We start from the raw sequence: 21,900 nt of genomic DNA, 5'->3' as shown, positions 1-21,900 counted from the left end.
CGGTCACGACGGTAACTGCACACGACGTCACGAGCATCGACGAAGCGGAACGCGGAGGTTCCAATGACGTTGATGGTCGACATTCGGAAGCTGAGTTTCATCAACGAGATGGCGAAAGTCGGGACGAACGGCGTCGCTGAAAACATGGGCAAACTGACTGGCGAAAACGCCCAGATGGACGTGACCAAGACCAACTTCATCGATATCGACGATATCGAGACCCAACTCGAGCCCGGCAAGCGAGTCGGCGTCCGGGTTCGGTTACTCGACCCGCCACACGGTCACATCCTCGTCCTGTTTCCCGAGGCAAGCGCCAAGAAAATCACGGCGATCATGCTGAGCGATGTCGTCGACGACATGTCCGACGTCTCCGGAAAAATGGCCAGAAGTGCCGTCGAAGAGATGGGGAACATGATGGCGAGCGGTTTCATCGACGGCTGGGCCGACGTGCTGGGGCGGGTAATCGATATCGCAGCCCCTCAACTCGTCTACGCGCCAGGGGGTGATATCGTCACCCGAACCGCTGCACTCGGCGGCGACGATCTCGCCCTCCTTTTCGATTCGGATCTCACGGTCCCGAGCTATCAGATCGAAGCCGAAATATATGCGTTTCCCGACCTCGAGGAGTTCGTCGAAATGGTCAACGGAATCGACGTTCAAACCGCATGAGACTCGACGTAAACGCCCTCGGCACGTTCCACCGAATGGCACGAGAAGGCGCGGGACTCGCTGCGGGCCGGCTGACTCACATGACCGGCGTCGAGACTCGAGTCGGCGTGACGAAGCTCAACTTCATGCGCAGACGCGAAATCCGTCGGGACTTCGCGGAGTCGGAGACGAACGTCGGCGTTCGAGTCGAACTCTCCGGGGCGATCGAGGGCTATTCACTGATCGTCTTCGATCGCGATAACGTGATCCGAATCGTCGAAACCCTCCTCGAGGAGGCAGAGCCCGATTCGGACCTCGACATCGATCCCGGGGAGTTTTCCCGCATGGAAAAGAGCGCAACCACCGAAGTCGGCCACATCATGAACAGCGGCTTTATCGACGGCTGGGCCGACGTCCTCGAGACGGTTATCGACGTTTCGACGCCCGAGTTCGTCGAGGGGGAGTCGGCTGCACTCCTCTTCGACGACGTTGCGGAGGCTCCCACCGACGACGACCTCGCGTTGCTCTTTCAGAGCACGATCGAGGCCGTCGACACCGAAATCAGCTTCAGTCACTACCTCTTTCCGAAACGATCGTCGATGGCACGGCTACTCGAGCGGTTGCGAACGAGCGACGGAATCGAGTACGACAAACTCGATGGGTTCGATCGAATGGCAGAACGCGGTGCAGAGGAGATCGCAAAGACTGCCACGACACTCACAGGTATCGAGACGAGCGTCGAGATCCGTCGGCTCAACTTCGTTTCACTCGAGACGATACCCGAGCAGGTGCCACCCGAGAAGCTGGTCAGCGTCGCCTTCGAGTTCGAGGGCGTTCCCAGTGGCTACCTGCTCTTTTTGTTCGACGAAGAGTCGGCCCGGGAAATCGTCGACGCGATGGTTCCTGCATCCATCGACGAGGACGGCTTTGGCGAGATGGGAACGAGCGCGATCACGGAACTCGGCAACATCATGGCGAGTGGATTCCTCGACGGTTGGGCGAACGTTCTGGACACGACGATCGACCACTCGCCCCCGGAGTTTATCCACGACTTCGGGGCCGCAGCCGTCGATCCCGTCATCGTCAAACTCGGTGCCGATCAGGAGTTCGCGTTCGTCTTCGATACCGCCGTCGTCGCGGACGGACGCGAGTTCGGCTGTGAGGTGTATGCGATCGCAGACGAGTCCGACCTAGAGCGTGCGCTGAACGATCTCGACGTCGATCGGATCGAAGGGACGCCCACGACGGCGGAGTTTCAGGAAGTCGATACGGTATGAAAACGTACGGAAGCGAACCGGGTGCACCGTCGCCGGTCCAGGTCGGTATCTCAGAACTGGCCGTCAGCGACGGCGACGACACGCTCAAGTCCTACGGGCTCGGATCGTGTCTCGCGATCGCCCTCTACGATCCCGAGAGCGGAATCGGCGGTCTGGCACACGCCATGTTACCTGACGGCGATACGTCGGACAACAGCGACCGAAAACCCGGAAAGTATGCAGACACCGCGATCAGGGCGCTCTTGCGGCGCATGGTCGACCGGGGTGCGAGTTATGCATCGGTCGAAGCGAAGATCGCGGGCGGCAGCGATATGTTCGACTTCGAGAGCTTCGGTGAGGGTGTGGGTCAGCGAAACGTCGCCGCCGCCGGATCGGAACTCGAGAAACTCGGCGTTCCGATCGTCGCCACGGATACGGGTGGTGATCACGGTCGAACGGTGGAGTTTACCCCCAGTACGGGGACACTCGTCGTGACGACGTCAGACGGGAACGAGTCCGGAGTGAACGAGCTGTGACCGGCGGCGGCGTTTCGTCACCGTTTTCGTTTATCGAGACCGATCCGGGCTTCGTCAGACCCCACCCGTCCGAACCCGGACCGGAGTCGGATGCTGACGGGCGGTGCGACTCGAGCGTCCTCTCGCGCTGTGACCCAACCATCGACTACATGATGGTTGGCGGAATACTCCCGTACGATGACCGGCACCGACCTCCGCCCGTTCGTTTCCCGTTCGCGGACGCTGGTCGACTCCGAACCGCCGACGACCGCACGCGAAACCCGACGCTGGCTCGTCGAGCCCTTCCTCGAGTCGCTAGGCTGGGACGTCCACGCCGACACCGAAGCCGTCGACGATACCGTCGAGGGCGTCCACCTCGAGTACGTTCTCGCCGTGGAGTCGATACCAGCCCTGTTCGTCGCCGTCGAGGCGTACGAGGATTCTCTCGAGGAATCACGCGCAACGGCGCTTCTCGAGGCCATGTCCTGGACGGGGGTCGATCGAGCGATCTACACCAACGGCCGCGACTACGCCTTGCTCGCCGGAACGACGAACGTCGAGCGCCTCGTCTGTCGGTTACCCTCCCTCACGGATCACGAATCGTCGATCGAACACTTCTCTCGAGGGGCGATCGACCGACGCGTCGACGAACTGGGAACCGCCGTCGTCGCGAGACGACTCGCACTCGAGCACTCGACGGTCCTCGAGTCGATCGTCGAACAGTTGAACGGGGCGGCCGGTGGCGATACCCAGCACCTCGAGGAGTTCGAAGCGGCGACCGATCGATTCCTCGATCGACTCATCGTCGCGTTCTCGGACGACGAATACGATCGACTCGAGCGAGAGTGTGTGGAGGATGGTGACGGAGAAGATGGCGGATCGAACGCGAAACGCCAGCCGCCGAAACAGTCGGATCGTGATTCGAAGAACCAGACCGATCGCGACTCGAAAACGGACCCTGGAGACGTTTCCCTGCAGTTCGCAGAATCGACCGCCTCGAGAGAATTCGACGATACACCCGACGATCGATCGGCCACCGCTGACCGCTCCGGCGGCGAATCGCCGGTAGACGATGGGTCAGCGTCGAACGAGGGGTCCGACCGCGATCGGTCCGAGGGACGAACCGGCGAGTACGTCGTTCGGTTCTTCGGCGACGGTGGTTCGATCGGGGCGATCGGTCACTCGAGTTCCGAGCAGGCGCTCGTCCACGCCGCCGAGTACCTTTTCGAACGCGGATTGTCCGAGCTTACCGTTCCCTGGAGTCCGGCCGACGGCCAACCGACCGTTCTGAACGACGGGCCGACCCGTGACGACGGTTCGTCGATGATCGCACCACGCCAGCTTTCGAACGGTCTCTCGATCGAGACCGGCGGTAATATCGAAGATCACGCGGAACGGGTACGAACACTCGCTGCTCGAGCCGGATTGCGGGCGATGTTGACCGGCGACTGGGAGTCGTCGTAACCGCGTCCCGTCGATTACTCGAGTTCCGAATAGTCGATCCCGATTTCGACCACGTCGATCGAGACTCGATCACTGGCACACGCCCAACGCTCGTCGTCTTCGTCGAACGTCCAGCGCTCTTCGTTTTCGAAGAACATCTCCCAGCCACCCGAAGACGGCCCGCCTTCGATCTCGATCGTCACGTTCTCCGCCTCGTCGTAGTACGCTCTCGTGGTGTTGGCTCGGTCCTGTTCGAGCGCGAATGTGAGACGCTGGTCGCTCTGGATCGTTCGGTCGTCGTGGGTGAGTTTTACGAGCGTGATCACCGCAACGTTCTCACGGCAGGTGATCATCGGATCCGAGACGACGGCGCTCGAGCCGTCTCCCCCGGTCCGAAAGACACCACCGCCTTCGTAGACGATCGCCTCCGAACCGGTCCGGTAGGCGAACGCACCGAGGTCCTCATCGGGATAGTCCTCGCTCCAGTTCCAGGCGTCTCCATCGTCGTCGAACACCGTCACGTTCAGTGTCGTCCCGCGTTCGCCCGGCGAGACGGTCCCCGTCTGGAGTCCAAGCGCCCCCGTCCGGTCGGTCACGCCGTCGCTTCGAGCGAGATCGTTTCCGTTTTCTGCAAACGTTTCGATCGCCAGTTGTGCGCTCGCGAGTCGCTCGTGTTCTTGGTACTCACTGATCGCTCCGAAGCCACCCACGCCGACCAGGAGCACGGAGAGAAAGACGATGGCGAAGACGAGGACGAAACTCAGAACTTCCGTGATTCCGCGGCGGTCCGACCATCTCGCTCGAGTGGGTCGTGATCCGATCATTGGAGTTCGATCTCGTTCGTCGTTCCGTTGTGTTCGATCTCGATCGTTCCGCCGGTGACGAGGCTTTCTGAGTTCAGCTCGCTCTCGTTCGAGATGGGGACGAAGACCTCGGCGTCTGCGTCGGTCGAACTCAACCGAAGACACACCGTACTCCCGTCCAGGAGTGGTTCCCCGGCGCAGGTCCGGCTGTCTTCGATCCCGACTCGATACGTCGAGCCCGCGATCGTCCGTGGATGAGTGGCGATCACGGTTACGCTGTCACCGTCGCTTGCCAGTCGGTCGACGTGCGTGATCTCTCCTGCCAGCCGTTCACCGATCGTCTCGAGCGATTGCTCGGCGCTTCGATCTGTCTGATGGTCGATGAGCGTTCCCGAACTCACGAGCAATCCGGCGACGAGAACCGTCGTGATCCCCATCGTCAGGACGTGCGTAACTGCGGTTGAGAGGCCGCGTTCGTCTCGAGTGAGGGTGTCCCTCATTCGAGATCACCGTAGAGATCGACCGTCGTCGTTCGTTCCGCGCGCAGATCGTTCGAGTGGTAGGTATACGTAACGGTTACCGACGCGGACACACCGTCGTCTTCGCCAACGACGTCACCGATCGCGACCAGATCGTACGTAAACTGTCCGTTGCCCTCTCGCGATTCGATGTACTCGTACTCACGGGAGCTATCGACGATCGCCATCTCGTCACAGCTCCCGGCCGCGTTTTCGATGGTACCGGTGACGAGGTCGACCGCGTCAGCCTCGCACGAACGCTCTCCAGCGAATCGGTCACTCGTCGAGTTGATGGTGACCGGAGTCGGATCCGATCCGCTTTCGATCTCGACGTGCGTCGTCTGTCCGTTCGTCTCTCGGATCACCAACTCACCGTCCATGTTCGGTGTCCACCCGGTGAGATTGAGGGAGAGAACCCGTGACCCGTCAGTTGCTGATCGTTCCAGAATATCCTCGTGGCCGGGGGGATTTCGCTCTCCATAAATCGCCTCGAGGCGTTCATCACCGCCGGCATGGTGTACACGGATATCGGTAACCGCGACCCGCTCGCTTCGAGTGAGGTTCCCGTGGAGTTCGCCCAGAGAGCGACCGGCGTCTTCCCACTCCGAGTCGTCTCTGAGCGCAGTCGACACCCTCTCGTCGTCGATGATAGCTTCCCATCCGCCGGCGCGTTGAACGTCGTGGGCTGCGAGATTCTGGAGTCCCTGTTGTAGTTCGGATTCGGCCACTGTTGCGTGGGTTACACTCTGGCTCGTCGCGCTCGAGGACGCCTCTTCGGTCTGAACGAGCCCGTTGAACGCGACGACGGTGCCAAGAATAACGAACGCAATGACGATCGCACCGATGAGAATTACCTGACCGCGGTCTCGAGTCGGAGCTACCATGTGGTCACTCGAACCTCCACGACGTTGTAGACGGGTCCCGAACTCGATTCGGACGGCGGGAGCCTGCTGTCTTCTTCGTCTATCGCTCCGTTTTCTGCTATCGGCTCGACCGCACCGTTCTCGAGTGTCGTCATGTTTTGTCCCTCGTAGATCGTCACCGTATAGCTCGCCGTAACCGCACTCGGATCCGTAGTCGTCGATCCTGCAACCCCCGTTCGTTCTGGCTCGCTCTCGTTGAGATAGACGAACTCGAGTCCGTACCGATCGCCGGCACCCGAACCGGCGAGGTGTGAGTCGAGAATCTCTCCGAGAACGAACTGATCCGCGAAATCCTCGTCGAACGTGCGAGCGGTAAACTCAGATTCGCTCGCCCAGTAGCGGACCAGTTCCGACAGCGTTCCCTCGCCGTCGTCCGCGTGGGCTGCGACGATCAGTGCGTCCTGTAGCTCCTGTTGGTTCTGTGCCTGGGCGGTTCGATCCACCGCACCGCCGGTCCCCGGCGTGATCACCACCGCCTGCATCGCGAACAACAGGGCAAACAGGACGACCGCCGCGGCAGTCAACCCCTCGAGCGTGTAGACCTGGCCCCGTTGGGCCGTCGCCTCCGGAGTTCTGGTTCGACCTGTCCTCATCTTACCACATCCGCACCTCGAGTCGAAGCGGGTCACCCTGCTCGAGGTCGCCGCTCTCGTTGATATCCGTTACCGTCACGATTCGCGTCACGCGAACGTCCGTCTGGTTACGATACGTGTCGCCGGCCGCGAGCGAGACCCCGCTCTCGAGTTCGACCGGTTCGTCGGCCCCACTTAGAGCGAGATTCCGAACCGTGACGTTCACCCTGTCGAACCGATCACCGTCCGCGTTCGTTCGTAACCCCAGCCACTCCGTCGCGTTTTCGTCGTTCCAGTGGTGACTGTAGGTCCGGTTGAACGCCTCACCGTCGAGTTCGTTCGGCGTTTCCGTCTCGAGATCGGAGACGATCGTCGCGGCGACCCGGTCGATCTGTGCGGTATCACCGCCATCGATCGACCCCGTCGGCGTGGCGACGAAGCTCGGGACCGTCGTAAAGACGAACGCCACGGCCAGAACGAATATGCCGATACCGACCACGAAATCCTGGGTCGTCTGCCCCCGTCGTTCGCGATCGATCGCTGCACTCCGGGATGGATCGGGTCGTTCTCGAGTCATCTCAGGCCACCATCGTCCATCCGAAGAGTGCGATCGTCGCCAGCACGATCACGTATTTCATTCCGCTCAAGATGTCGGCATCGCGGATATACCCGCAGATGAAACCCGAAATAATCCCCTGAAGCGTAATCGCGTGAAAGAACAGCACCGACAACATGTCGATATCGACGTTCTCGCTTAGATCCGCCTGCGCTAACTCCCCGTCCGAATCGGCTGCAGTGTCACCGCCGCCCGCTTCAAGTCCCGCCATCGTGTCGATGAACTGTGTCTTGAGGATCGCGATCACGGCGAGCACCGTCATGAACGTCATGATGATGATCACGACCTGCATCCGGGTTCGAGACTTGCGTTCACGCTCGATATCGTCGTGGTTTTCGCTCGCCTGTGCCGCGGTCCGGAGGACGTCCGAAATCTGGTTGGACGCCTCCTGTGCTTCGGTGATCAGTCGCGTCGTCCGTGCAAGTCGAGGAATGTGGTAGGTGTTGTTGAACTCGATCAACGCCTCTTTGAGGCTCATTCCGTAGTTGACTTTGGTGTGCATCATTTCGAACTCCCGCGCCAGCTTTCCGGAGGTGGTGTCCGAAACGGATTTGAGCGATTCGAGTAAGGTGAGGCCGGTGTCGTTCGCACTCGAGAGTTTCCGAAGATCTTCTGAGAGTTGGCTGACGACAGCGGTTCTGTATCGGACGTTCCACTCTCGGAAGATCGCGAGCGGAATCGCAACGAGATACAGCGGAACGTAGACGTAGATGAACGTTCCCCAGATCGGATTCGCAAGGAGTCCGTTCCACGAAAGCGGTGTCGATCCACGAACCATGGCGGTGGCAACGACGACGACCGCGAGCGGAACGGTCAGTGCGAGCGTATACAGCGGATTGTCCCGGAAGAAGAGATGGGGCTGTTGTAGGACCTGCTTGGTCTCGTAGGTACCCTCCCGGTTTTTGATCCGATCGAAAACGCTCCGGTCGCCGGTGAACTGCTCGACGAAGCCGAGGTTGAGAACGCCGCTATCCTGAACGTCGTGATGACGCCGATCGTCGCTTCCCATCGTGAGGTAGCCGTCGCCGGGTTCGTCGTGTTTGACCGTCGAGACCAGCACGAGAAATGCGATCCCGATCAGCGGAATCAGAGCGTAGACGGTCATATACAGCATTTCGTCTGCGACGTCCGCCTGGGGAATCATCTGCATGACGACCATGATGATGATCAACAACAGCGGAAACAGCGACAGCGTCATGTACATCTCCCCGAAGAGTTCGAGCGTCTCGAGGGTGAGTTCCTGTTCCTGTTTGGCCGTCCGCATGTGCTTTTCTTTCTTGTCCTCGAGAAAGCTCTGCATGTCCCCGCCGCTGTTGACGATCGAGAGCATGTCCGTCAGAAACTGCGACAGCTCGTCGCTCGGCGTCTCGATCGCTTGCTTTCGGATCGCCGTCCGGTAGTCGACGCCGAAGTACTCCGTCTCCTTGACGATGCTTTGAAACTCCATCGAGACTTCGCCGTAGGTGTCGTCGGCTTCGGCCATCGCGTCGATGATCTCGAGTTGGTTCAGCCCGCCGACCGACAGCGCGTACATAAACGAGACGGAGTCGGTGAGGAGCATGTTTATCTCGCGCTTCCGAGCGGAAACGCGCGAGTACGGAATCGCAACGAGTGAACCGAAGCCGAGCGCGAATCCGATCGTTCCGAACAGAACGCCGGTGACTCCGACCAGCGCCGGAATCCGAAGGAGGTCGATGATCTCGAGAACGGTCTGATTTCCGACGGGAATGCCCAGAATGTGTTCGATGTGGATGAAACCAGTAGCGAACAGTCCGTAGCCGAGCATGAGTCCGAGCAACCAGAGTGCAAAGCCCGTAATAACACCGATACCGAGCGATCTCGAGAGGTAGAGTTCGACGGTATCGGTCATTCGAGCCTGTGCGAGTTTCGTCTCGACGTCGGCGACGAACTCGCTTTCGTCATCGAACAACCGGCTGTACAGCGGATAGAACGCATCACCGAGGACGTCAGACCGCGCCGAGACGTCGCCGTCGCCACCCGCCCCCCGATCATCGGTCTGGAGGCTCATTCGTCGCTCTCCTCGTCGTCGGATTCGTCCGTGGTGTCCCCACCGGTGTCGAAGATCGACCCCTCACCGGGCGACGTGTCGCTTCCGCCAAACAGTCGTTCGTCGCCCCCTCCCGGATCGTCGCCCTCGATGTCACCGGCGGCGTCGATATTCTGCTCGGTCTCTCCGCTGCCGGCTTTCGTCTCGGCTTCGCCGCCAAACGGCGAGTTTGGATGAGCTCCGAAGATTGACGTCACATCGTCGATCCGCTCGTCATCCCCGCTCGAATTCCGATCCGGTGATTCCTCCGGATCGTCCGCGACTGACGCGTCGTCGCGAGATTCGCTCGAGGAGTCGCCGTCGGAGTCCGGATCGAAGACGATCTCCAACTCGCCTTCGGGGAACATCGGCTCCGGACTGCGACCCGCGGACGGCCCACTGGACGCGGTCCGCTGGTCGGATTCGTCCCGCTCGATCGTATCTAGCGTGGCGTCCATATCGTCGAACAGACCATCCAGCTGTTCGTCGTCGTCAGCCGGCTCGTCTTCGATACCCGCAGCCTCCGTTCGGCTCGTCTCGTCCGGGTCGGCAGCCGATTCTCTCACGCTGGCGTCCGCCGGCTCGAGCTGACCGTCTGCGCTCGAGGCGGTCGTCGCGAAACCGGCGTCGTTGTCCGCCCACGACGGATCGTCGCCACCGGTGTCGGCCCCGGACTCGAACGATGTCGCGTCGTCGAACCCCCATTCGTCGTCGAGACCGCCAGAAAAGTCGAACTCGTCCTCCGGTTCGACCTCGGTCGGTCCATCGTCCGTGATATCTCCGAGTGCGCTCGCGAGGCCGCCCGGAACCTGCCCACGGTACTCCTCGAACAGCGATTCCTCGGCCCGCTCGAGCAAATCCATCGAGAGGTTGTACGTTTCGGTCGTCGAGGAGGGACGTGGGACGAGTTCTTCTTTTTCCTTGTCGACGTCGATCAGAACGCTTTCCATCTCCCGAAGATCCGTGAGACTCTCCTCGAGTTGTCCGTTCGCGATGAGGGTGAGTATCGTGTCGGGATCGTTGATAAACGCCTGGACGGTCGCTGCGACCTCGGCGTAGGTGTTCAACCCGTTTTTGATGAGGTAGGCGAGGATGACTTCGCGTTTGAACAGCTCCTCTTCGAGTTTCTCTCTGCTCCAGCCGCGGTCGAACTGGATCTCTCCCAGGGTGTTCGAATCACCCATCTTGAGGAACTCGTCGGTTTCTGCTTGCCACTGGTAGACGTCCTGGACGTTGATCTCGTCGTGTTCCGCCTCGTAGTGATTGATCTCGGTGAGGGACTTGTTTCGGCGGACCTTCGAGCCGTGAACCCGCGTCTGGGTCTGAATCGAGACCAGATCCAGCGCGGTGAACATCGTCTTCGAGACGTTGATCGGATCGGTCGTAAACCGCTTGAGAACCTCGTCGACGGAGTCCGCGTGGAACGTGGTGTACGTCGTGTGACCTGTCGACATGACCTGAAACAGCGTCCGACCCTCTTCGCCCCGGATCTCACCCATCACGATGTAGTCCGGACGTTGTCGAAGTGCGGCCTCGAGCAGATCGAACTCGTCGACGTCGCCCGCCGCGTCGTCGTTGAACGACGGGCGAGTGACGCTCGCGATCCAGTTTCGCTGTGGAAGTTCGACCTCGCGCGTGTCCTCGATGGAGACGATCTTTGCGTTGCTCGGAATAAACAGCGACACCGCATTCAGCGAGGTCGTCTTTCCGGACGCGGTCCCGCCCGCGAAGATCAGGCTCTTGTGGTTTTCGATCGCCAGCCAGAGAAACGCCATCTCGTCGAGCGAGAAGGTGTTCCAGTTGATGAGGTCGATCGGAGTGAACGGCACGTCCTTGAACTGTCGGATGGTGTAGTTCGTCCCGTGGTCGGACACCTCCTTTCCGAGGGTCAACTGTGCGCGTGAGCCGTCCGGTAGCGTCGCGTCGACCTGCGGGAGGCGTTTGCTGATCCCCTTTCCGGATCGCTGTGCCAGCTTTACGACGAAGTCGTCGAGTTCGTCTTCGCCGTGATAGATGTTACTGATGATCTGTTCGTACTCCGAGTGATAGACGAATACGGGCGAGTTGTATCCATCACACGAGACGTCCTCGACGTTGATGTCGTGTTTGATGCCGTCGATCCGCTCGTAGCCGATAAAATTTCGTTTGAGCTGGTAGAGGAGCTTTTCGACCTGGTATTCGTTCAGCGTATCCGGATCTTCGGCCAGAATAATCGGCTCCGGTCGAACCTCGATCCCGTCGAGTTCGGCTGGTTCCTCCGATTCTTCGCCGTCGTCGTCAGCGAGAATCGTCCGAACCGACTCGAGGAGTCCGGCCTTCGTGCTCCCGGCCGTCTTCTCGAAGAGATCGTACCGTTTCAACAGGCGTCTCGTTTCCGCTTCGATGACGGATCGTCTTCCGTCCTCGCTTGCTTTCTCTTTGATCCCGTCCTCGGAGTACTTGATCGCTCGTCTGAGCTTTCCGGAGAGGAACTCCTGAAGATCGCTTTCGATCTCGTTGAGGTACGGTTCGATGACGTAGTATTTCTTCTCGTTTTCCTTTTCCGAGTGGAAGATAACGACGCAGGCGTAGGGTTTGTTCACCCAGTACCGTTCGATCTCCCGAAAGTGCGTTTTTTTCTCGAACGGGACCGCCTTCTCGAGGTCGTAGCGATTAGTGACGGTCGTGGCTCCGTCGACGGTCGAAAAGAACTCGTCTTCGTCTACGTCTTCTTGGACGTTTACGGTTCGCTCGTCGACGATCTCCTCGAGGGCCATCGCGATGTCGTCTCCGCGTGAGAGTTCGTCCTCGATGGCGCCCGGATCGAACCCGAGCGCCGCGTGTTCGTCGTGTGGAACGATCTCACCCGCTTCGTCCCGTGGTCGATCACCGTTCTCGTCGTAGTAGTACTCCCACTTGTAGTGCTCCCAGGACCAGACGTCCTTGACGACCGGCGTCGTCTCCGGATCGACGTACTCGAGGAACGTTTGCTCTACGAACTCGGCGTTGTCCCCGGCGACCGGAAGGATTCGATCGGAAAGTAAGTCGGGAGGAAAGCCGAGATACGCCTCCGGGTCGAACTCGACGTCGTCCCAGTCTTCGCCCGATGGTACCCACGACTCGTCTTCGTCGGTGTCGAGGCCGAGCTGTTCGCCCGGCGCGTTCGATCCCGGTTCGTACGGGTAGAGTGTAGACACTTCTTCTCCGTGTCCATACTCCCGCATGAACGCTGCCCAGGTGTACTCGCCAACTCGAGCGACAGAACGGGAATCGGTTCCGTCGGTGGGTCCCGATTGCCCTTCCGATACGTCGTCGGATGCCGTGCCCTCGGCAAAATCCCCGGCATCCGACCGATCGGCGTCGTCAATAGCCATTGGTACCATTCAATCGGTCACCCCTCAAAAAATTCATGTGCACATTATCACCCCTGATAATCCCAGCAGTGAGACGTATTACCAGCGAAAAAGCCATTGTTTTTCCATAAATAGCCACGGACCAAACCCGTATCGGGCTCCGTATTTTCAGAAACAAAATAATGATCGGCGCTACCACCGATATTTCAACGTGAGTTTTCGGTGAACAGCCTTGTGGTCACGCTCCCGAGGCACTCGACCTGCGTCGTCTGTGGATCGATTCCCGCCGAACGATCACTCGCTACGTTCGCGCTGCGACTGGCAGGGTTCACGAATCTCGCCATGCCGGTTCGCTCGCCGCTGTGTGGCTCGCTGCACGGGCGTGGCGGGATTCGAACCCGCGATCAGAAGGTTAGGAACCTTCTGCCCTCTCCGCTAGGCCACACGCCCCAGGAAAACGGCTCAGTTCGTTTCGGTTTCAGTATCGGTCTCGATTTCAGCATCGGTCTCGGCTTCCTCGGTCGTGACCGGCTCCGTGTCGACGAACTCGGTGTCCTCGTCCTCGTCGAGTTCCTCGAAGTCTCCGTCACGCATATCCTCGAGTTCAGTTTCGACCTTTTCACGTCCCTTCTGGAATTCGCCCATAGCCTCCCCGGTCGATCGAGCCAGCTTCGGGATCTTGTTTGCCCCGAAGAGCAAAATGGCGATGAAAAGGATGATCAGTAGTTCCGGACCCCCGGGTGCTCCAGGGATGAACAGCGGTGCGATTTCGGCTACCATCTCTATGCGTGGCTTACCGGCTGGCAATTATAACCTTTTTGGACCGAACAGGTAAGCGAGAGGCGATAGCGCTCGTCGAACGTCAATACATCCCCACTCGAGTGCGGTCGGTGAGTGGCCAGCTCCACCGACCGCCGTGGCTCACGTCTCGAGCCGCGTTCAGTGTTCGCTGCGTTGTGTCCGATTCGGACTGAGATCGGCGTTCGGAACACGTCCGTTTCGTGGAGGGGCCACGTGTGCAATAACGCGTTCGCGGTGCAGTGAAACGCCGCTTACGCCGTCAAAACGCTGGTGGTACGATCGTGAAATCTCGGCGCGTCGAATTTCGCGTGAACGACCTTATTCCGAACTCGAAGTCATTCCGAACTCGACGTGCCAGTCCCGGTCGACTCCGTTCCGCGAACGAAACTGTCTTTCCGTCCAGAATGTAAGGAGCAACCGATGCCAGAAACTGGCGACACTGCACCCGATTTCACGGTACCGCTTGCAAACGGCGACGTCGATTCGTTCACCCTCTCGGCGGCGCTCGAGGAGGAAGCGCCGGTCGTTCTCGCGTTCTTTCCCGGCGCGTTCACGGGCGTCTGTACGGACGAGATGTGTACGTTTCAGGGACGACTCTCGGCGTTCGAGGCCGTCGACGCCTCCGTCTACGGTATCAGCCGTGACTCGCCGTTCTCGCTCAACGAGTTCCGCGAGCAAAACGACCTCGAGTTCGGCCTGCTGAGCGATTTCAACGGCGAGGTTATCGGAGAGTACGGAATCGAGATGGACTTCGACGATCTCGGAGTGTACGGCGTCGCAAAGCGGTCGGTGTTCGTCGTCGACGCCGACGGCGAGATCGTCTACTCGTGGGTGAGCGACGATCCCGGCATCGAACCCGAGTACGCCGAAGTCGAAGCGGCGGTCGAAGAGGCAGCCTGAATCCGTCCGATCGAGTTCTCGTCGGAGAGCTTTTTTAGCCGGCTGCCGACGGGGACGTATGAGCGATCCCGACGCAGAAACGGAGTCCTACCGTGTTTACTCCCCCGGGGCCGATCACAACTTCCCGGACGAAAAACTGAACGCGATCCTCGAGTACGTCGACGACGACGAGGAGATCCAGACCTATCTCGAGGCACAGAACGTCAACGCGGTCGATCGGATGCAGTACAACGATCACGGGCAAAAACACATCGAGATCGTCCGCAATCGCGCCCTGTGTCTGTACGATCTGCTCAAAGCGAGCGACGTGGATTTCAACGGCGCTCGCCAGCAGGGACTGGAGGAAGAAGACGAGTCGGTCATCATCGCCCTCGCGGCGACGCTACACGACATCGGCCACGTCGTCCACCGGGACGAGCACGTCTACTACTCGATCCCGCTGGCAGCCAACGTCCTCGACCGGGTGCTCGCGGAGTTCTACGACGTTGCAGATACCGTTCGAGTGAAGGGCGAAGTGTTGCACGCGATCCTCTGTCATCACACGGCAGAAACGCCGCTGACGACTGAAGCAGGCGTTATCCGCGTCTCCGACGCGCTCGACATGGAAAGCGGCCGATCGCGTATTCCCTACGAACACGGCGGTCGGGGAATCAACACGCTTTCGAGTCAGGCGATCAAGCGCGTCTCGTTACACGAAGGCGAAACGAGTCCGGTGCTCGTCGAAATCGCGATGACGAACGCCGCCGGCGTGTATCAGGTCGATAACCTGTTGAAGGCGAAACTCCGGGGCTCGGGACTCGAGGACAGTATCCGAATCGTGGCGGTCAACACGAACGAAACGCACGAACAGCTGGTCGAACGAATCGAGCTGTAGTCGTTCGCTCGCCGTCTCCGGTCGACCGATCAGACGAGCTCGTACCGGCCGTCAATCCGCTCTACGTGTCCCTGGTCACGAAGCGTTCCGGTGATCGAGAGTGCGGTTCCCTTGCTGATATCGAGTTCGTCGTGAAGATCGTCGACCGTTCCGCCGCCGTTCGTCGCCAGATAATAGTAGACCAGTTTCGCCTGCGCGGAACTGATCTCCTGCGGAATCGAGATCTCGATTTCCGCGGCCACGCTCGAGTTCATACTCGAATCCCTGGGTTTCGACGATAATAAAGTTGTGTTACAACGATCGTCGATATCCCTGCTTCGATCCGGCCGAATGCGGGGACTCGAACTCGAGCTGTTCGTCCCGAATCCGAGCGAAACACCTTTTGACGGTCGTTTCCGTCTGAATCGGTGATTGTACGATCGTCGTACCGGAAATCACCTCGCGAACGAACCGCCAGCGGTCGCGGGCTGATACGGTCGCGTTCCCCTGTTGGTGCCGTCGAAAACGCTTCAACGACTGGCGTCCGTCGGTACATACGATGACGACGCAGATCACCGTTCTGGCGCTGTTGACCGGCTTGCTCACCGGCGCATTGTTTCGGTTCCTGAACATCCCGATTCCCGCTCCGCCGGAACTACCCGGCTTGATGGGCATCGTCGGAATCTACGTCGGGTACAGGCTGATCGATCACTTCGACGTGGGCGTCGACCTCCTCGAGGCGCTCGGTGCCTGATACGGTCTGCTGTAAGTCAGTACCGGATAGCCGCCCGACGATCACGATAAGACCGAAAATACTGACGGGAGCCCGTCTCAGTAGCTGCGTTCTTTCGGCTCGTAGGTCTTGTCTCCGCCCTCGAGGATGACTGGTCGATAGAAGATTGCGGGTTCGCCGTCGTCCCAGGAGACGAGCGTGTGCTTGAGCCAGTTCTCGTCGTCGCGGATCTGGTTCTCCTGTCGCCAGTGGGCTCCGCGGAACTCGTTGCGGACGAGCGCGCCCAGCGCGATCGTCTCCGCGACGTCGATCAGGTTTCGCGTCTCGTAGGTCTGCTGGAGGTCCGTGTTGAACGTCCTCGACGGATCGTCGACGTAGACGTCCTGGTACTCCTTGCGGCACTCGCGGATGATCTTCAGCGCGTTCTTGATGCCGTCGCCGGTCCGGAAGACGTTGACGTAGTCGGTCATCGCGCTCTGGAGCTTCGAGCGGATCTCGGCGTGCTGGACGCCGGTGTCTTTGTTCATCAGGTGTTCGACGCGCTCGCGCTCGCGTTCGACGGCGTGCTCGAGGACGTCGACCTCGGCGGTAACGCCGCCGTCTGCGGCGACGTCGTCGCCCGTCCCCAGGCCGGCCGACCCGGGCTGGACCGGCAGTTCGGTGTCGGTTTCGTCCTCGACGTCGTCACCGTATCCGGTCCGGATCTCCGGCTCCCCGAGGTCCTCGCCCGCGGCGTGGCGACCGGCGCGCTTGCCGAAGACGATCAGTTCGGGCAGCGCGTTTCCGCCGAGGCGGTTGGCTCCGTGGACGGAGACACACGCACACTCGCCGGCGGCGTAGAGTCCGTCGATACAGGTCTGGCCGTGTTCGTCGACGTCGATGCCGCCCATCGCGTAGTGCTGGCCGGGTTTGACCGGCATCGGTTCGACGAGGCCGTCGACGCCCTCGAAGTCCTCCGCGAGATGGAGGATGTTCTCGAGGCGGTCGGTGATGCGCTCCTCACCGAGGTGGCGCATGTCGAGGTGGACGTACTCGTCGTTGACGCCGCGGCCCTCTCCGACCTCGGTGAGTTCGGCTCGGGCGACGACGTCGCGGCTCGCGAGTTCGCCGTCGTTGTTCGCGTAGCCGTACTCGAACATGAACCGCTCGCCGCCCTCGTTGTAGAGGATTCCACCCTCGCCGCGGACGCCCTCCGAAATGAGGACGCCCGTCGACGGTAGCGAGGTCGGATGGAACTGGATGAACTCCATGTCCTCGAGCGGCGCACCGGCACGGTAAGCCATCGCGTGGCCGTCGCCGGTACAGGAGACGGCGTTGGTGGTGTGGTCGAACGCCTGTCCGGGACCGCCGGTCGCGAGGATGACACCCCGGTTGGCCTTGAAGCCCTCCACGTTTCCGGACTGGACATCGTAGGCGACGATACCCTCACACTGGCGGTCGTTCGGATCCTCCTCGTCGGTCGTCGCGAGGTTCATCACGTACCACTCGTCGTAGACCTGGATGCCGCGTTTGACGACCTGTTCGTACATCACGTGTAACAGGTGGTGGCCGGTTTCCGCGCCGGCGTACGTCGTCCGCGGGAACGAGAGACCGCCGAACGGGCGCTGGGAGACGCGGCCGTCGTCCTCGCGAGAGAACGGCATTCCCCAGTGTTCTAAGTTGACCGTCTCGTCTGGTGCGTTCTGTGCGAGGGTCTCGACGGCCGGCGCGTCGCCCAGGTAGTCCGACCCTTTCATCGTGTCGTAGGCGTGGAGTTCCCAGTCGTCCCCCTCTCTGAGTGCGGCGTTGATTCCGCCCTCCGCTGCGCCGGTGTGACTGCGGACCGGGTGAAGTTTCGAGACGATCGCCGTGTCGGCTCCCGCCTCGTTCGCTGCGATCGCGGCTCGGAGGCCGGCACCGCCCGCGCCGACCACGATAACGTCGTGTTCGTACATATTACCAGAACTTCAGGTTTTTCTTCACGGCCTCCCGCTTGAGCTCCTGAATGTGCTCGGTCAGCGGGATGTCTTTCGGACACACTTCCGTACAGGAGAACTGAGTCTGGCACCGCCAGACGCCGTGTTCCTGCTCGAGAATGCGGAGTCGGTGCTCTTTGATCTCCTCGTCCTCGCGTTCGTCCATCGCAAAGCGGTAGGCTTTGTTGATCGCCGCCGGGCCGAGATACTCGTTGTCACCCGCCGCGATGTTACACGAGGACATACACGCACCACACCAGATACATCGCGTGGACATCTTGACTTTCTCGCGGTTTTCACGCGACTGGCGCTGCTCTTCGAGTTCGCCCTCGGGAAGGTCTTCCTGCTGGAAGTAGGGCTCGACGGCGTGCATCTGGTCGTAGAAGTGATCCATGTCGACGACCAGGTCCTTGACGACCTCCTGGTGGGGGAGCGGTTCGATACGAACCGGCTGTTCCAGATCGGAAATCTGCGTTTTGCAGCCGAGTTTCTGGGTGCCGTTGACGAAGAACGCGTCGGAGCCACAGACCGCCTGTCGACAGGAGTGTCGGAACGTCAGCGAGGAGTCGAACTCGTCGCGGGCGTACATGACCGCGTCGAGGACGGTCATCCCCTTCTCGAAGGGGACGTGGAAGTCGTCGAAGCGCGGTTCCTGTTTGGCTTCGACCTCGGGATCGTAACGGAACACTTTGATGTGGACCGTCTCGCCCGTCGCTTCGGCTTCGGCTTCCGATCGCTCGTCGGCCAGTCCCGCTTCTTTCTTCCGGAGTCGCTCTTGCTGTGGCGACTTGGACCCCTTCATCTCCGGGTCTTTCGGTGCCTCTTGCGATTCGGGTTCGCGTGGTTGTTCTTGTTGTGTACTCATGTTAGATCATCCCCGCCATGGCGAGTGCAACCCAGATACCCTGGACGATCAGTGCGACACTTGCGATCGTCAGCACGGCGAGTACGATCTTCTTCTGGGTGCCCTCGAGGCCCTGGTTGACGAGTGCGTTGTAGACGCCGTTGACGCCGTGGAACGTCCCCGCGATGAGGAACAATACCATCGTGAGGAAGTAGCCGACGTTCTCCATGCGCGCTTGCGTTCCGAGGAACGTGACGTCAGCGGCGTGATTGACGAAGTGCAACTGGAAGAAGTGGAAGGCGAGGACGACGACGAGAAACGCCGCCGTGACACGCTGGAGGAGCCACGCGGTCCCGCCGGGGGCGAACGACGAGTATCGCTCCGCCATTAGAAACCCACCCCTCTCATGAACGTCGGAACGCTCGCGACGGTGATAACTCCCGTCAGTATCAGCGAGGCGTAGAAACTCTTGTCCTGTGCCTCGAGTCCGATACCGAGGTCGACCATCAGCAGTCGAAGCCCGTTCAGGATGTGGAAGACGGCGACCGCGAGCAGACCGACTTCCATCACGCGGACGATGAAGAGACTCTCGAGTCCCTGAATCGTCGTCGTGTAGACGTCCGTCTCCTGTTGAATAAGTGATGGATCACCGCTCGCTGCACCGATTGCTGTACTCAACACGGCGATGTGGGTGAACAGGTAGCCGATCAGTATCCACCCGGTAAACTTGTGGAAGATCCACGCCCACATGCCGGCCGAGAACTCCTTCCAGCGACCGAAGTCCTCGACGAGACCGCGATTGTAAGACTGACTCATACGCTCACGTGGACGGTTAGACCGTGGAGGTATAGAAGTTACTTTTGCGGCTTCTACGGGAAACCTCGAGGCTCGACTCCGAGACGGTTCACTCGAGCGTTTCGTGGAAACCGTTTCGTTCAGCTGAGAATCAGGTTAGCTCGACCGAAGGTCCGCTCGAGACCGCTCGGCCGTCCGTTCTCGCTCGAGGGCGATGCGCGTATCGGGCGAGAGCCCGACGAGGTGGCAGAGCGGATTGCCCGGATAGACGACGGGGTTCTCGAGAACGCCGACGATGAGGCCGGTGAACGGAGCGTCGACGGTGACGACCTCGTCCTCTTCTTTGAACGGATTCGTGATGGTACAGATCACGTCGTCTTCCTCGACGAGGGCGCCGCGTCCCTGCTTCATGTCGACGATGCCGCCCGCGTCGGCGCGCAGCCAGGTCTTTTCGTCGTCGTCGTCGATGATCGTCCGCCAGCCCGGCCAGTGGACCGACGAGTCCCGATGGAGGCCGAACTCGGCGAGGACGCTCGCGACGCCGGTCAGCGCGCGGTCGATCAGGCGGCGCTGGAACCGATGGGCCTCTCCCATCTCGACGGTGATCGTCGGGATGCCGGCCTCGGTCGCCTCCCGTCGGAGGGTTCCCGACGCACCGTCGCCGGCGATGATGACGTTGGAGCTGTAGGCGTTGGCGAGCCGGGAGACGATCGAATCGCTCATGTCCGCACGGACGTGAAGCATGTTCGTTCGGCCGCGAGTCGACGTGTGAAAGTCGATTCCGAGATCGCACGGCTCGATGAAGTTGGTGAAGATCTCGTGTGCCATGCGCCGGGCGCTGGTCGATCCTTCCCGACCGGGGAACGATCGGTTCAGGTCCCGGTCGTATATCGGGAGATATCGTTCCTGTGCGAGAAATCCCGGCACGTTCATCACCGGCAGACAGATCAGCGTTCCGTAGAGTTCGGAGTGGTCCCAGTCGTGGGCCACCTCGCGGACGACTTCGATCCCGTTGAGTTCGTCGCCGTGTGCCGCCGCCGAGAGGAAGACCGTCGGTCCGGGGTGTCTGCCGTTGATCACCGTGACGGGGATCTTGACGGGATCACCGAGATACGTCTCGCTGATGCTGTACCGGATGTTCGTCGACTCGCCGGGATCGACTCGACCGCCGTTGTAGGTGAACACACCCTCGATCGAATCCGAGTCGGATCGCCCGTCGGGCGCCTCGCCGCTCGAGGCCTCGTCGTTCATACGGACGCCTGGTCGGGAAGCGACGTGAACCTTGTCTTCTCGGTGGACGGACAGAACGCGTCCCCCCGGAGCGCCGTGTAATCTCGAGGGGGAATCCGCCGTCGTGACCCGCGGGCGGAGGCGGTCGACCGAGGCTCGACGTGGGCATAGGTTTTGTATATCGATGTGTTACCACCAGACATGGAGATTCGAGAGGCCACAGACTCCGACGTCGACACGATCCGCTCGCTCGCTCACCGTTCGCTCGGCTCGACGTACACCGACTTTCTGGACGAAGAAACCGTCGACGACGCCATCGAGGAGTGGTACGGTGACTCCTTCGCGAGCGAGCTCGAAGACGACGGCTCGCTCGTTCTGGTCGTCGAACGCGATGGCGACATCGTCGGCTTCTCACAGAGTGACCTGATCGGCCAGCAACACAGGACCGGACGGCTCCTGTGGCTTCACATCGACCCCGAGACGCGAGGCGGTGGAATCGGAGTCCGTCTGCTCGTTCGAACGAGAGAGCGCCTCCTCGGGGAGGGTGCCGAAGGGATCCAGTGTTTCGTCCTCGAGGACAACGAGGGCGGCAACGAGTTCTACCGGAGCAACGGCTTCGAGCGCGCGGGCCAGCGCGAGGTCGAGATCGGCGCGGAGACGTTCACCGAGAACGTCTACGCCGAAGGCGAACTCGAGGACGACGGCTGGGGTGCGGTCGACGAACTCGAGGTCGACGGCGAGGTCGTCTACGTCAGCTACGGCGAGGCCGCCCGCGGCTCGAAAGCGCCCTTTTACACCGCCTACGGCAGTCCAGACCGCGCGGAGCGCTACGCCTGGCTCTGTGGAAACTGCGACTCGCTCGACAACGCGATGGACTCGATGGGGCGCATCGAGTGCAACGTCTGTGGAAACCGGCGGAAAGCGACCCGCTGGGACTCGTCGTACCTCTAGCGATCCCGCCGACGTCCGGATAACGTTCGGCTTTCACCCGACGCGCTCGAGATTCAGGGGAAGTCACACCGAGATCCGATATCCCTGCCGGGTGTCCACCGGTCCGGGTCGAACTGATCGAATACCCATCACTTACCGTCAGTAGCCACGCTGTACCGTTCGTTC

22 protein-coding genes and 1 tRNA gene are annotated in these 21,900 nt (G+C 60.7%); 8 read left to right on the top strand and 15 right to left on the bottom strand.

Annotation, left to right across the window (positions count from 1 at the left end; all coding sequences use genetic code 11):
- The first annotated feature begins 63 nt into the window (after nt 1-63).
- From EA462_RS09870 to EA462_RS09855, 4 genes are all read left to right on the top strand, one after another.
- Nucleotides 64-669 (top strand): chemotaxis protein CheC, encoded by a 606-nt coding sequence (locus tag EA462_RS09870; RefSeq protein WP_124178398.1) that lies wholly within the window; start codon nt 64-66, stop codon nt 667-669.
- On the top strand, nt 666-1,925 hold the full coding sequence (locus tag EA462_RS09865; RefSeq protein ID WP_124178397.1) for a chemotaxis protein CheC: 1,260 nt from the start codon (nt 666-668) through the stop codon (nt 1,923-1,925). The genes EA462_RS09870 and EA462_RS09865 overlap by 4 nt, the downstream gene beginning before the upstream one ends.
- Nucleotides 1,922-2,440, top strand: a complete 519-nt coding sequence (locus EA462_RS09860) for a chemotaxis protein CheD (RefSeq protein WP_124178396.1) — start codon at nt 1,922-1,924, stop codon at nt 2,438-2,440. Before EA462_RS09865 ends, EA462_RS09860 begins: the two co-directional genes overlap by 4 nt.
- 177 nt (nt 2,441-2,617) lie before the next feature.
- On the top strand, nt 2,618-3,883 hold the full coding sequence (locus EA462_RS09855) for a hypothetical protein (protein ID WP_124178395.1): 1,266 nt from the start codon (nt 2,618-2,620) through the stop codon (nt 3,881-3,883).
- A 14-nt stretch (nt 3,884-3,897) separates the two neighbouring features.
- Here EA462_RS09855 and EA462_RS09850 read toward each other — a convergent pair whose 3' ends face one another.
- The 9 genes from EA462_RS09850 to tatA form a co-directional block, all read right to left on the bottom strand.
- Complete coding sequence (locus tag EA462_RS09850; RefSeq protein ID WP_124178394.1) at nt 3,898-4,686, bottom strand: DUF7289 family protein; 789 nt, start codon at nt 4,684-4,686, stop codon at nt 3,898-3,900.
- Nucleotides 4,683-5,165: a DUF7266 family protein gene (locus EA462_RS09845; RefSeq protein WP_124178393.1), complete on the bottom strand. Its 483-nt coding sequence runs from the start codon at nt 5,163-5,165 to the stop codon at nt 4,683-4,685. The genes EA462_RS09850 and EA462_RS09845 overlap by 4 nt, the downstream gene beginning before the upstream one ends.
- Nucleotides 5,162-6,067 (bottom strand): DUF7261 family protein, encoded by a 906-nt coding sequence (locus EA462_RS09840; RefSeq protein WP_124178392.1) that lies wholly within the window; start codon nt 6,065-6,067, stop codon nt 5,162-5,164. Before EA462_RS09840 ends, EA462_RS09845 begins: the two co-directional genes overlap by 4 nt.
- Nucleotides 6,061-6,699, bottom strand: coding sequence for a DUF7288 family protein (locus tag EA462_RS09835; protein ID WP_124178391.1), 639 nt, complete (start codon nt 6,697-6,699; stop codon nt 6,061-6,063). The genes EA462_RS09840 and EA462_RS09835 overlap by 7 nt, the downstream gene beginning before the upstream one ends.
- 1 nt (nt 6,700) lies before the next feature.
- Nucleotides 6,701-7,255 (bottom strand): DUF7287 family protein, encoded by a 555-nt coding sequence (locus tag EA462_RS09830; protein ID WP_124178390.1) that lies wholly within the window; start codon nt 7,253-7,255, stop codon nt 6,701-6,703.
- Between the two features lies 1 nt (nt 7,256).
- Nucleotides 7,257-9,323, bottom strand: a complete 2,067-nt coding sequence (locus EA462_RS09825) for a type II secretion system F family protein (RefSeq protein WP_124178389.1) — start codon at nt 9,321-9,323, stop codon at nt 7,257-7,259.
- Nucleotides 9,320-12,694 carry an ATPase, T2SS/T4P/T4SS family gene (locus EA462_RS09820; RefSeq protein ID WP_124178388.1) on the bottom strand — a complete coding sequence of 1,125 codons (3,375 nt, stop codon included), beginning with the start codon at nt 12,692-12,694 and terminating at the stop codon, nt 9,320-9,322. The genes EA462_RS09825 and EA462_RS09820 overlap by 4 nt, the downstream gene beginning before the upstream one ends.
- 356 nt (nt 12,695-13,050) lie before the next feature.
- Nucleotides 13,051-13,123: transfer RNA gene (locus tag EA462_RS09815), tRNA-Arg, on the bottom strand.
- A gap of 12 nt (nt 13,124-13,135) precedes the next feature.
- Nucleotides 13,136-13,453, bottom strand: a complete 318-nt coding sequence (gene tatA / locus EA462_RS09810) for a twin-arginine translocase TatA/TatE family subunit (RefSeq protein WP_124178387.1) — start codon at nt 13,451-13,453, stop codon at nt 13,136-13,138.
- A gap of 441 nt (nt 13,454-13,894) precedes the next feature.
- On the opposite strand from tatA, the gene EA462_RS09805 reads away from it, so the two are divergent.
- Both EA462_RS09805 and EA462_RS09800 read left to right on the top strand, forming a co-directional pair.
- Entirely contained in the window at nt 13,895-14,374 is a 480-nt protein-coding gene (locus tag EA462_RS09805; protein WP_124178386.1) for a redoxin domain-containing protein, read from the top strand.
- 58 nt (nt 14,375-14,432) lie between these two features.
- Nucleotides 14,433-15,248, top strand: coding sequence for an HD domain-containing protein (locus tag EA462_RS09800; RefSeq protein WP_124178385.1), 816 nt, complete (start codon nt 14,433-14,435; stop codon nt 15,246-15,248).
- Nucleotides 15,249-15,277: 29 nt separating this feature from the next.
- On the opposite strand, the gene EA462_RS09795 is transcribed toward EA462_RS09800, so the two are convergent.
- On the bottom strand, nt 15,278-15,502 hold the full coding sequence (locus EA462_RS09795; protein ID WP_124178384.1) for a helix-turn-helix domain-containing protein: 225 nt from the start codon (nt 15,500-15,502) through the stop codon (nt 15,278-15,280).
- A gap of 284 nt (nt 15,503-15,786) precedes the next feature.
- Between EA462_RS09795 and EA462_RS09790 the strand changes: the two genes are divergently transcribed.
- Nucleotides 15,787-15,981 carry a XapX domain-containing protein gene (locus EA462_RS09790; RefSeq protein WP_124178383.1) on the top strand — a complete coding sequence of 65 codons (195 nt, stop codon included), beginning with the start codon at nt 15,787-15,789 and terminating at the stop codon, nt 15,979-15,981.
- A gap of 77 nt (nt 15,982-16,058) precedes the next feature.
- Here EA462_RS09790 and EA462_RS09785 read toward each other — a convergent pair whose 3' ends face one another.
- From EA462_RS09785 to EA462_RS09765, 5 genes are all read right to left on the bottom strand, one after another.
- A complete protein-coding gene (locus tag EA462_RS09785) occupies nt 16,059-17,894 on the bottom strand; it encodes an FAD-binding protein (protein WP_124178382.1) in 1,836 nt (611 codons plus the stop codon).
- Between the two features lies 1 nt (nt 17,895).
- Nucleotides 17,896-18,780: a succinate dehydrogenase/fumarate reductase iron-sulfur subunit gene (locus tag EA462_RS09780; RefSeq protein ID WP_124178381.1), complete on the bottom strand. Its 885-nt coding sequence runs from the start codon at nt 18,778-18,780 to the stop codon at nt 17,896-17,898.
- 1 nt (nt 18,781) lies between these two features.
- Complete coding sequence (locus EA462_RS09775) at nt 18,782-19,147, bottom strand: succinate dehydrogenase (protein ID WP_124178380.1); 366 nt, start codon at nt 19,145-19,147, stop codon at nt 18,782-18,784.
- Complete coding sequence (gene sdhC / locus EA462_RS09770; RefSeq protein ID WP_124178379.1) at nt 19,147-19,575, bottom strand: succinate dehydrogenase, cytochrome b556 subunit; 429 nt, start codon at nt 19,573-19,575, stop codon at nt 19,147-19,149. Before sdhC ends, EA462_RS09775 begins: the two co-directional genes overlap by 1 nt.
- Nucleotides 19,576-19,710: 135 nt before the next feature.
- Complete coding sequence (locus tag EA462_RS09765) at nt 19,711-20,805, bottom strand: succinylglutamate desuccinylase/aspartoacylase family protein (protein ID WP_124178378.1); 1,095 nt, start codon at nt 20,803-20,805, stop codon at nt 19,711-19,713.
- A 180-nt stretch (nt 20,806-20,985) separates the two neighbouring features.
- Between EA462_RS09765 and EA462_RS09760 the strand changes: the two genes are divergently transcribed.
- Nucleotides 20,986-21,735, top strand: a complete 750-nt coding sequence (locus tag EA462_RS09760; RefSeq protein WP_124178377.1) for a GNAT family N-acetyltransferase — start codon at nt 20,986-20,988, stop codon at nt 21,733-21,735.
- Nucleotides 21,736-21,900 lie beyond the last annotated feature (165 nt).

It is taken from the genome of Natrarchaeobius halalkaliphilus (assembly GCF_003841485.1).
Lineage (GTDB): Archaea > Halobacteriota > Halobacteria > Halobacteriales > Natrialbaceae > Natrarchaeobius > Natrarchaeobius halalkaliphilus.
The sequence above is the reverse complement of the archived record's forward strand: the minus strand, read 5'-3'. Positions and strand labels throughout refer to the sequence as shown.

Coding starts and splice junctions, on each gene's coding strand:
- EA462_RS09870 (WP_124178398.1), top strand. CDS start 64: ATGACGTTGATGGTCGACATTCGGAAGCTGAGTTTCATCAACGAGATG.
- EA462_RS09865 (WP_124178397.1), top strand. CDS start 666: ATGAGACTCGACGTAAACGCCCTCGGCACGTTCCACCGAATGGCACGA.
- EA462_RS09860 (WP_124178396.1), top strand. CDS start 1,922: ATGAAAACGTACGGAAGCGAACCGGGTGCACCGTCGCCGGTCCAGGTC.
- EA462_RS09855 (WP_124178395.1), top strand. CDS start 2,618: ATGACCGGCACCGACCTCCGCCCGTTCGTTTCCCGTTCGCGGACGCTG.
- EA462_RS09850 (WP_124178394.1), bottom strand. CDS start 4,686: ATGATCGGATCACGACCCACTCGAGCGAGATGGTCGGACCGCCGCGGA.
- EA462_RS09845 (WP_124178393.1), bottom strand. CDS start 5,165: ATGAGGGACACCCTCACTCGAGACGAACGCGGCCTCTCAACCGCAGTT.
- EA462_RS09840 (WP_124178392.1), bottom strand. CDS start 6,067: ATGGTAGCTCCGACTCGAGACCGCGGTCAGGTAATTCTCATCGGTGCG.
- EA462_RS09835 (WP_124178391.1), bottom strand. CDS start 6,699: ATGAGGACAGGTCGAACCAGAACTCCGGAGGCGACGGCCCAACGGGGC.
- EA462_RS09830 (WP_124178390.1), bottom strand. CDS start 7,255: ATGACTCGAGAACGACCCGATCCATCCCGGAGTGCAGCGATCGATCGC.
- EA462_RS09825 (WP_124178389.1), bottom strand. CDS start 9,323: ATGAGCCTCCAGACCGATGATCGGGGGGCGGGTGGCGACGGCGACGTC.
- EA462_RS09820 (WP_124178388.1), bottom strand. CDS start 12,694: ATGGCTATTGACGACGCCGATCGGTCGGATGCCGGGGATTTTGCCGAG.
- tatA (WP_124178387.1), bottom strand. CDS start 13,453: ATGGTAGCCGAAATCGCACCGCTGTTCATCCCTGGAGCACCCGGGGGT.
- EA462_RS09805 (WP_124178386.1), top strand. CDS start 13,895: ATGCCAGAAACTGGCGACACTGCACCCGATTTCACGGTACCGCTTGCA.
- EA462_RS09800 (WP_124178385.1), top strand. CDS start 14,433: ATGAGCGATCCCGACGCAGAAACGGAGTCCTACCGTGTTTACTCCCCC.
- EA462_RS09795 (WP_124178384.1), bottom strand. CDS start 15,502: ATGAACTCGAGCGTGGCCGCGGAAATCGAGATCTCGATTCCGCAGGAG.
- EA462_RS09790 (WP_124178383.1), top strand. CDS start 15,787: ATGACGACGCAGATCACCGTTCTGGCGCTGTTGACCGGCTTGCTCACC.
- EA462_RS09785 (WP_124178382.1), bottom strand. CDS start 17,894: ATGTACGAACACGACGTTATCGTGGTCGGCGCGGGCGGTGCCGGCCTC.
- EA462_RS09780 (WP_124178381.1), bottom strand. CDS start 18,780: ATGAGTACACAACAAGAACAACCACGCGAACCCGAATCGCAAGAGGCA.
- EA462_RS09775 (WP_124178380.1), bottom strand. CDS start 19,147: ATGGCGGAGCGATACTCGTCGTTCGCCCCCGGCGGGACCGCGTGGCTC.
- sdhC (WP_124178379.1), bottom strand. CDS start 19,575: ATGAGTCAGTCTTACAATCGCGGTCTCGTCGAGGACTTCGGTCGCTGG.
- EA462_RS09765 (WP_124178378.1), bottom strand. CDS start 20,805: ATGAACGACGAGGCCTCGAGCGGCGAGGCGCCCGACGGGCGATCCGAC.
- EA462_RS09760 (WP_124178377.1), top strand. CDS start 20,986: ATGGAGATTCGAGAGGCCACAGACTCCGACGTCGACACGATCCGCTCG.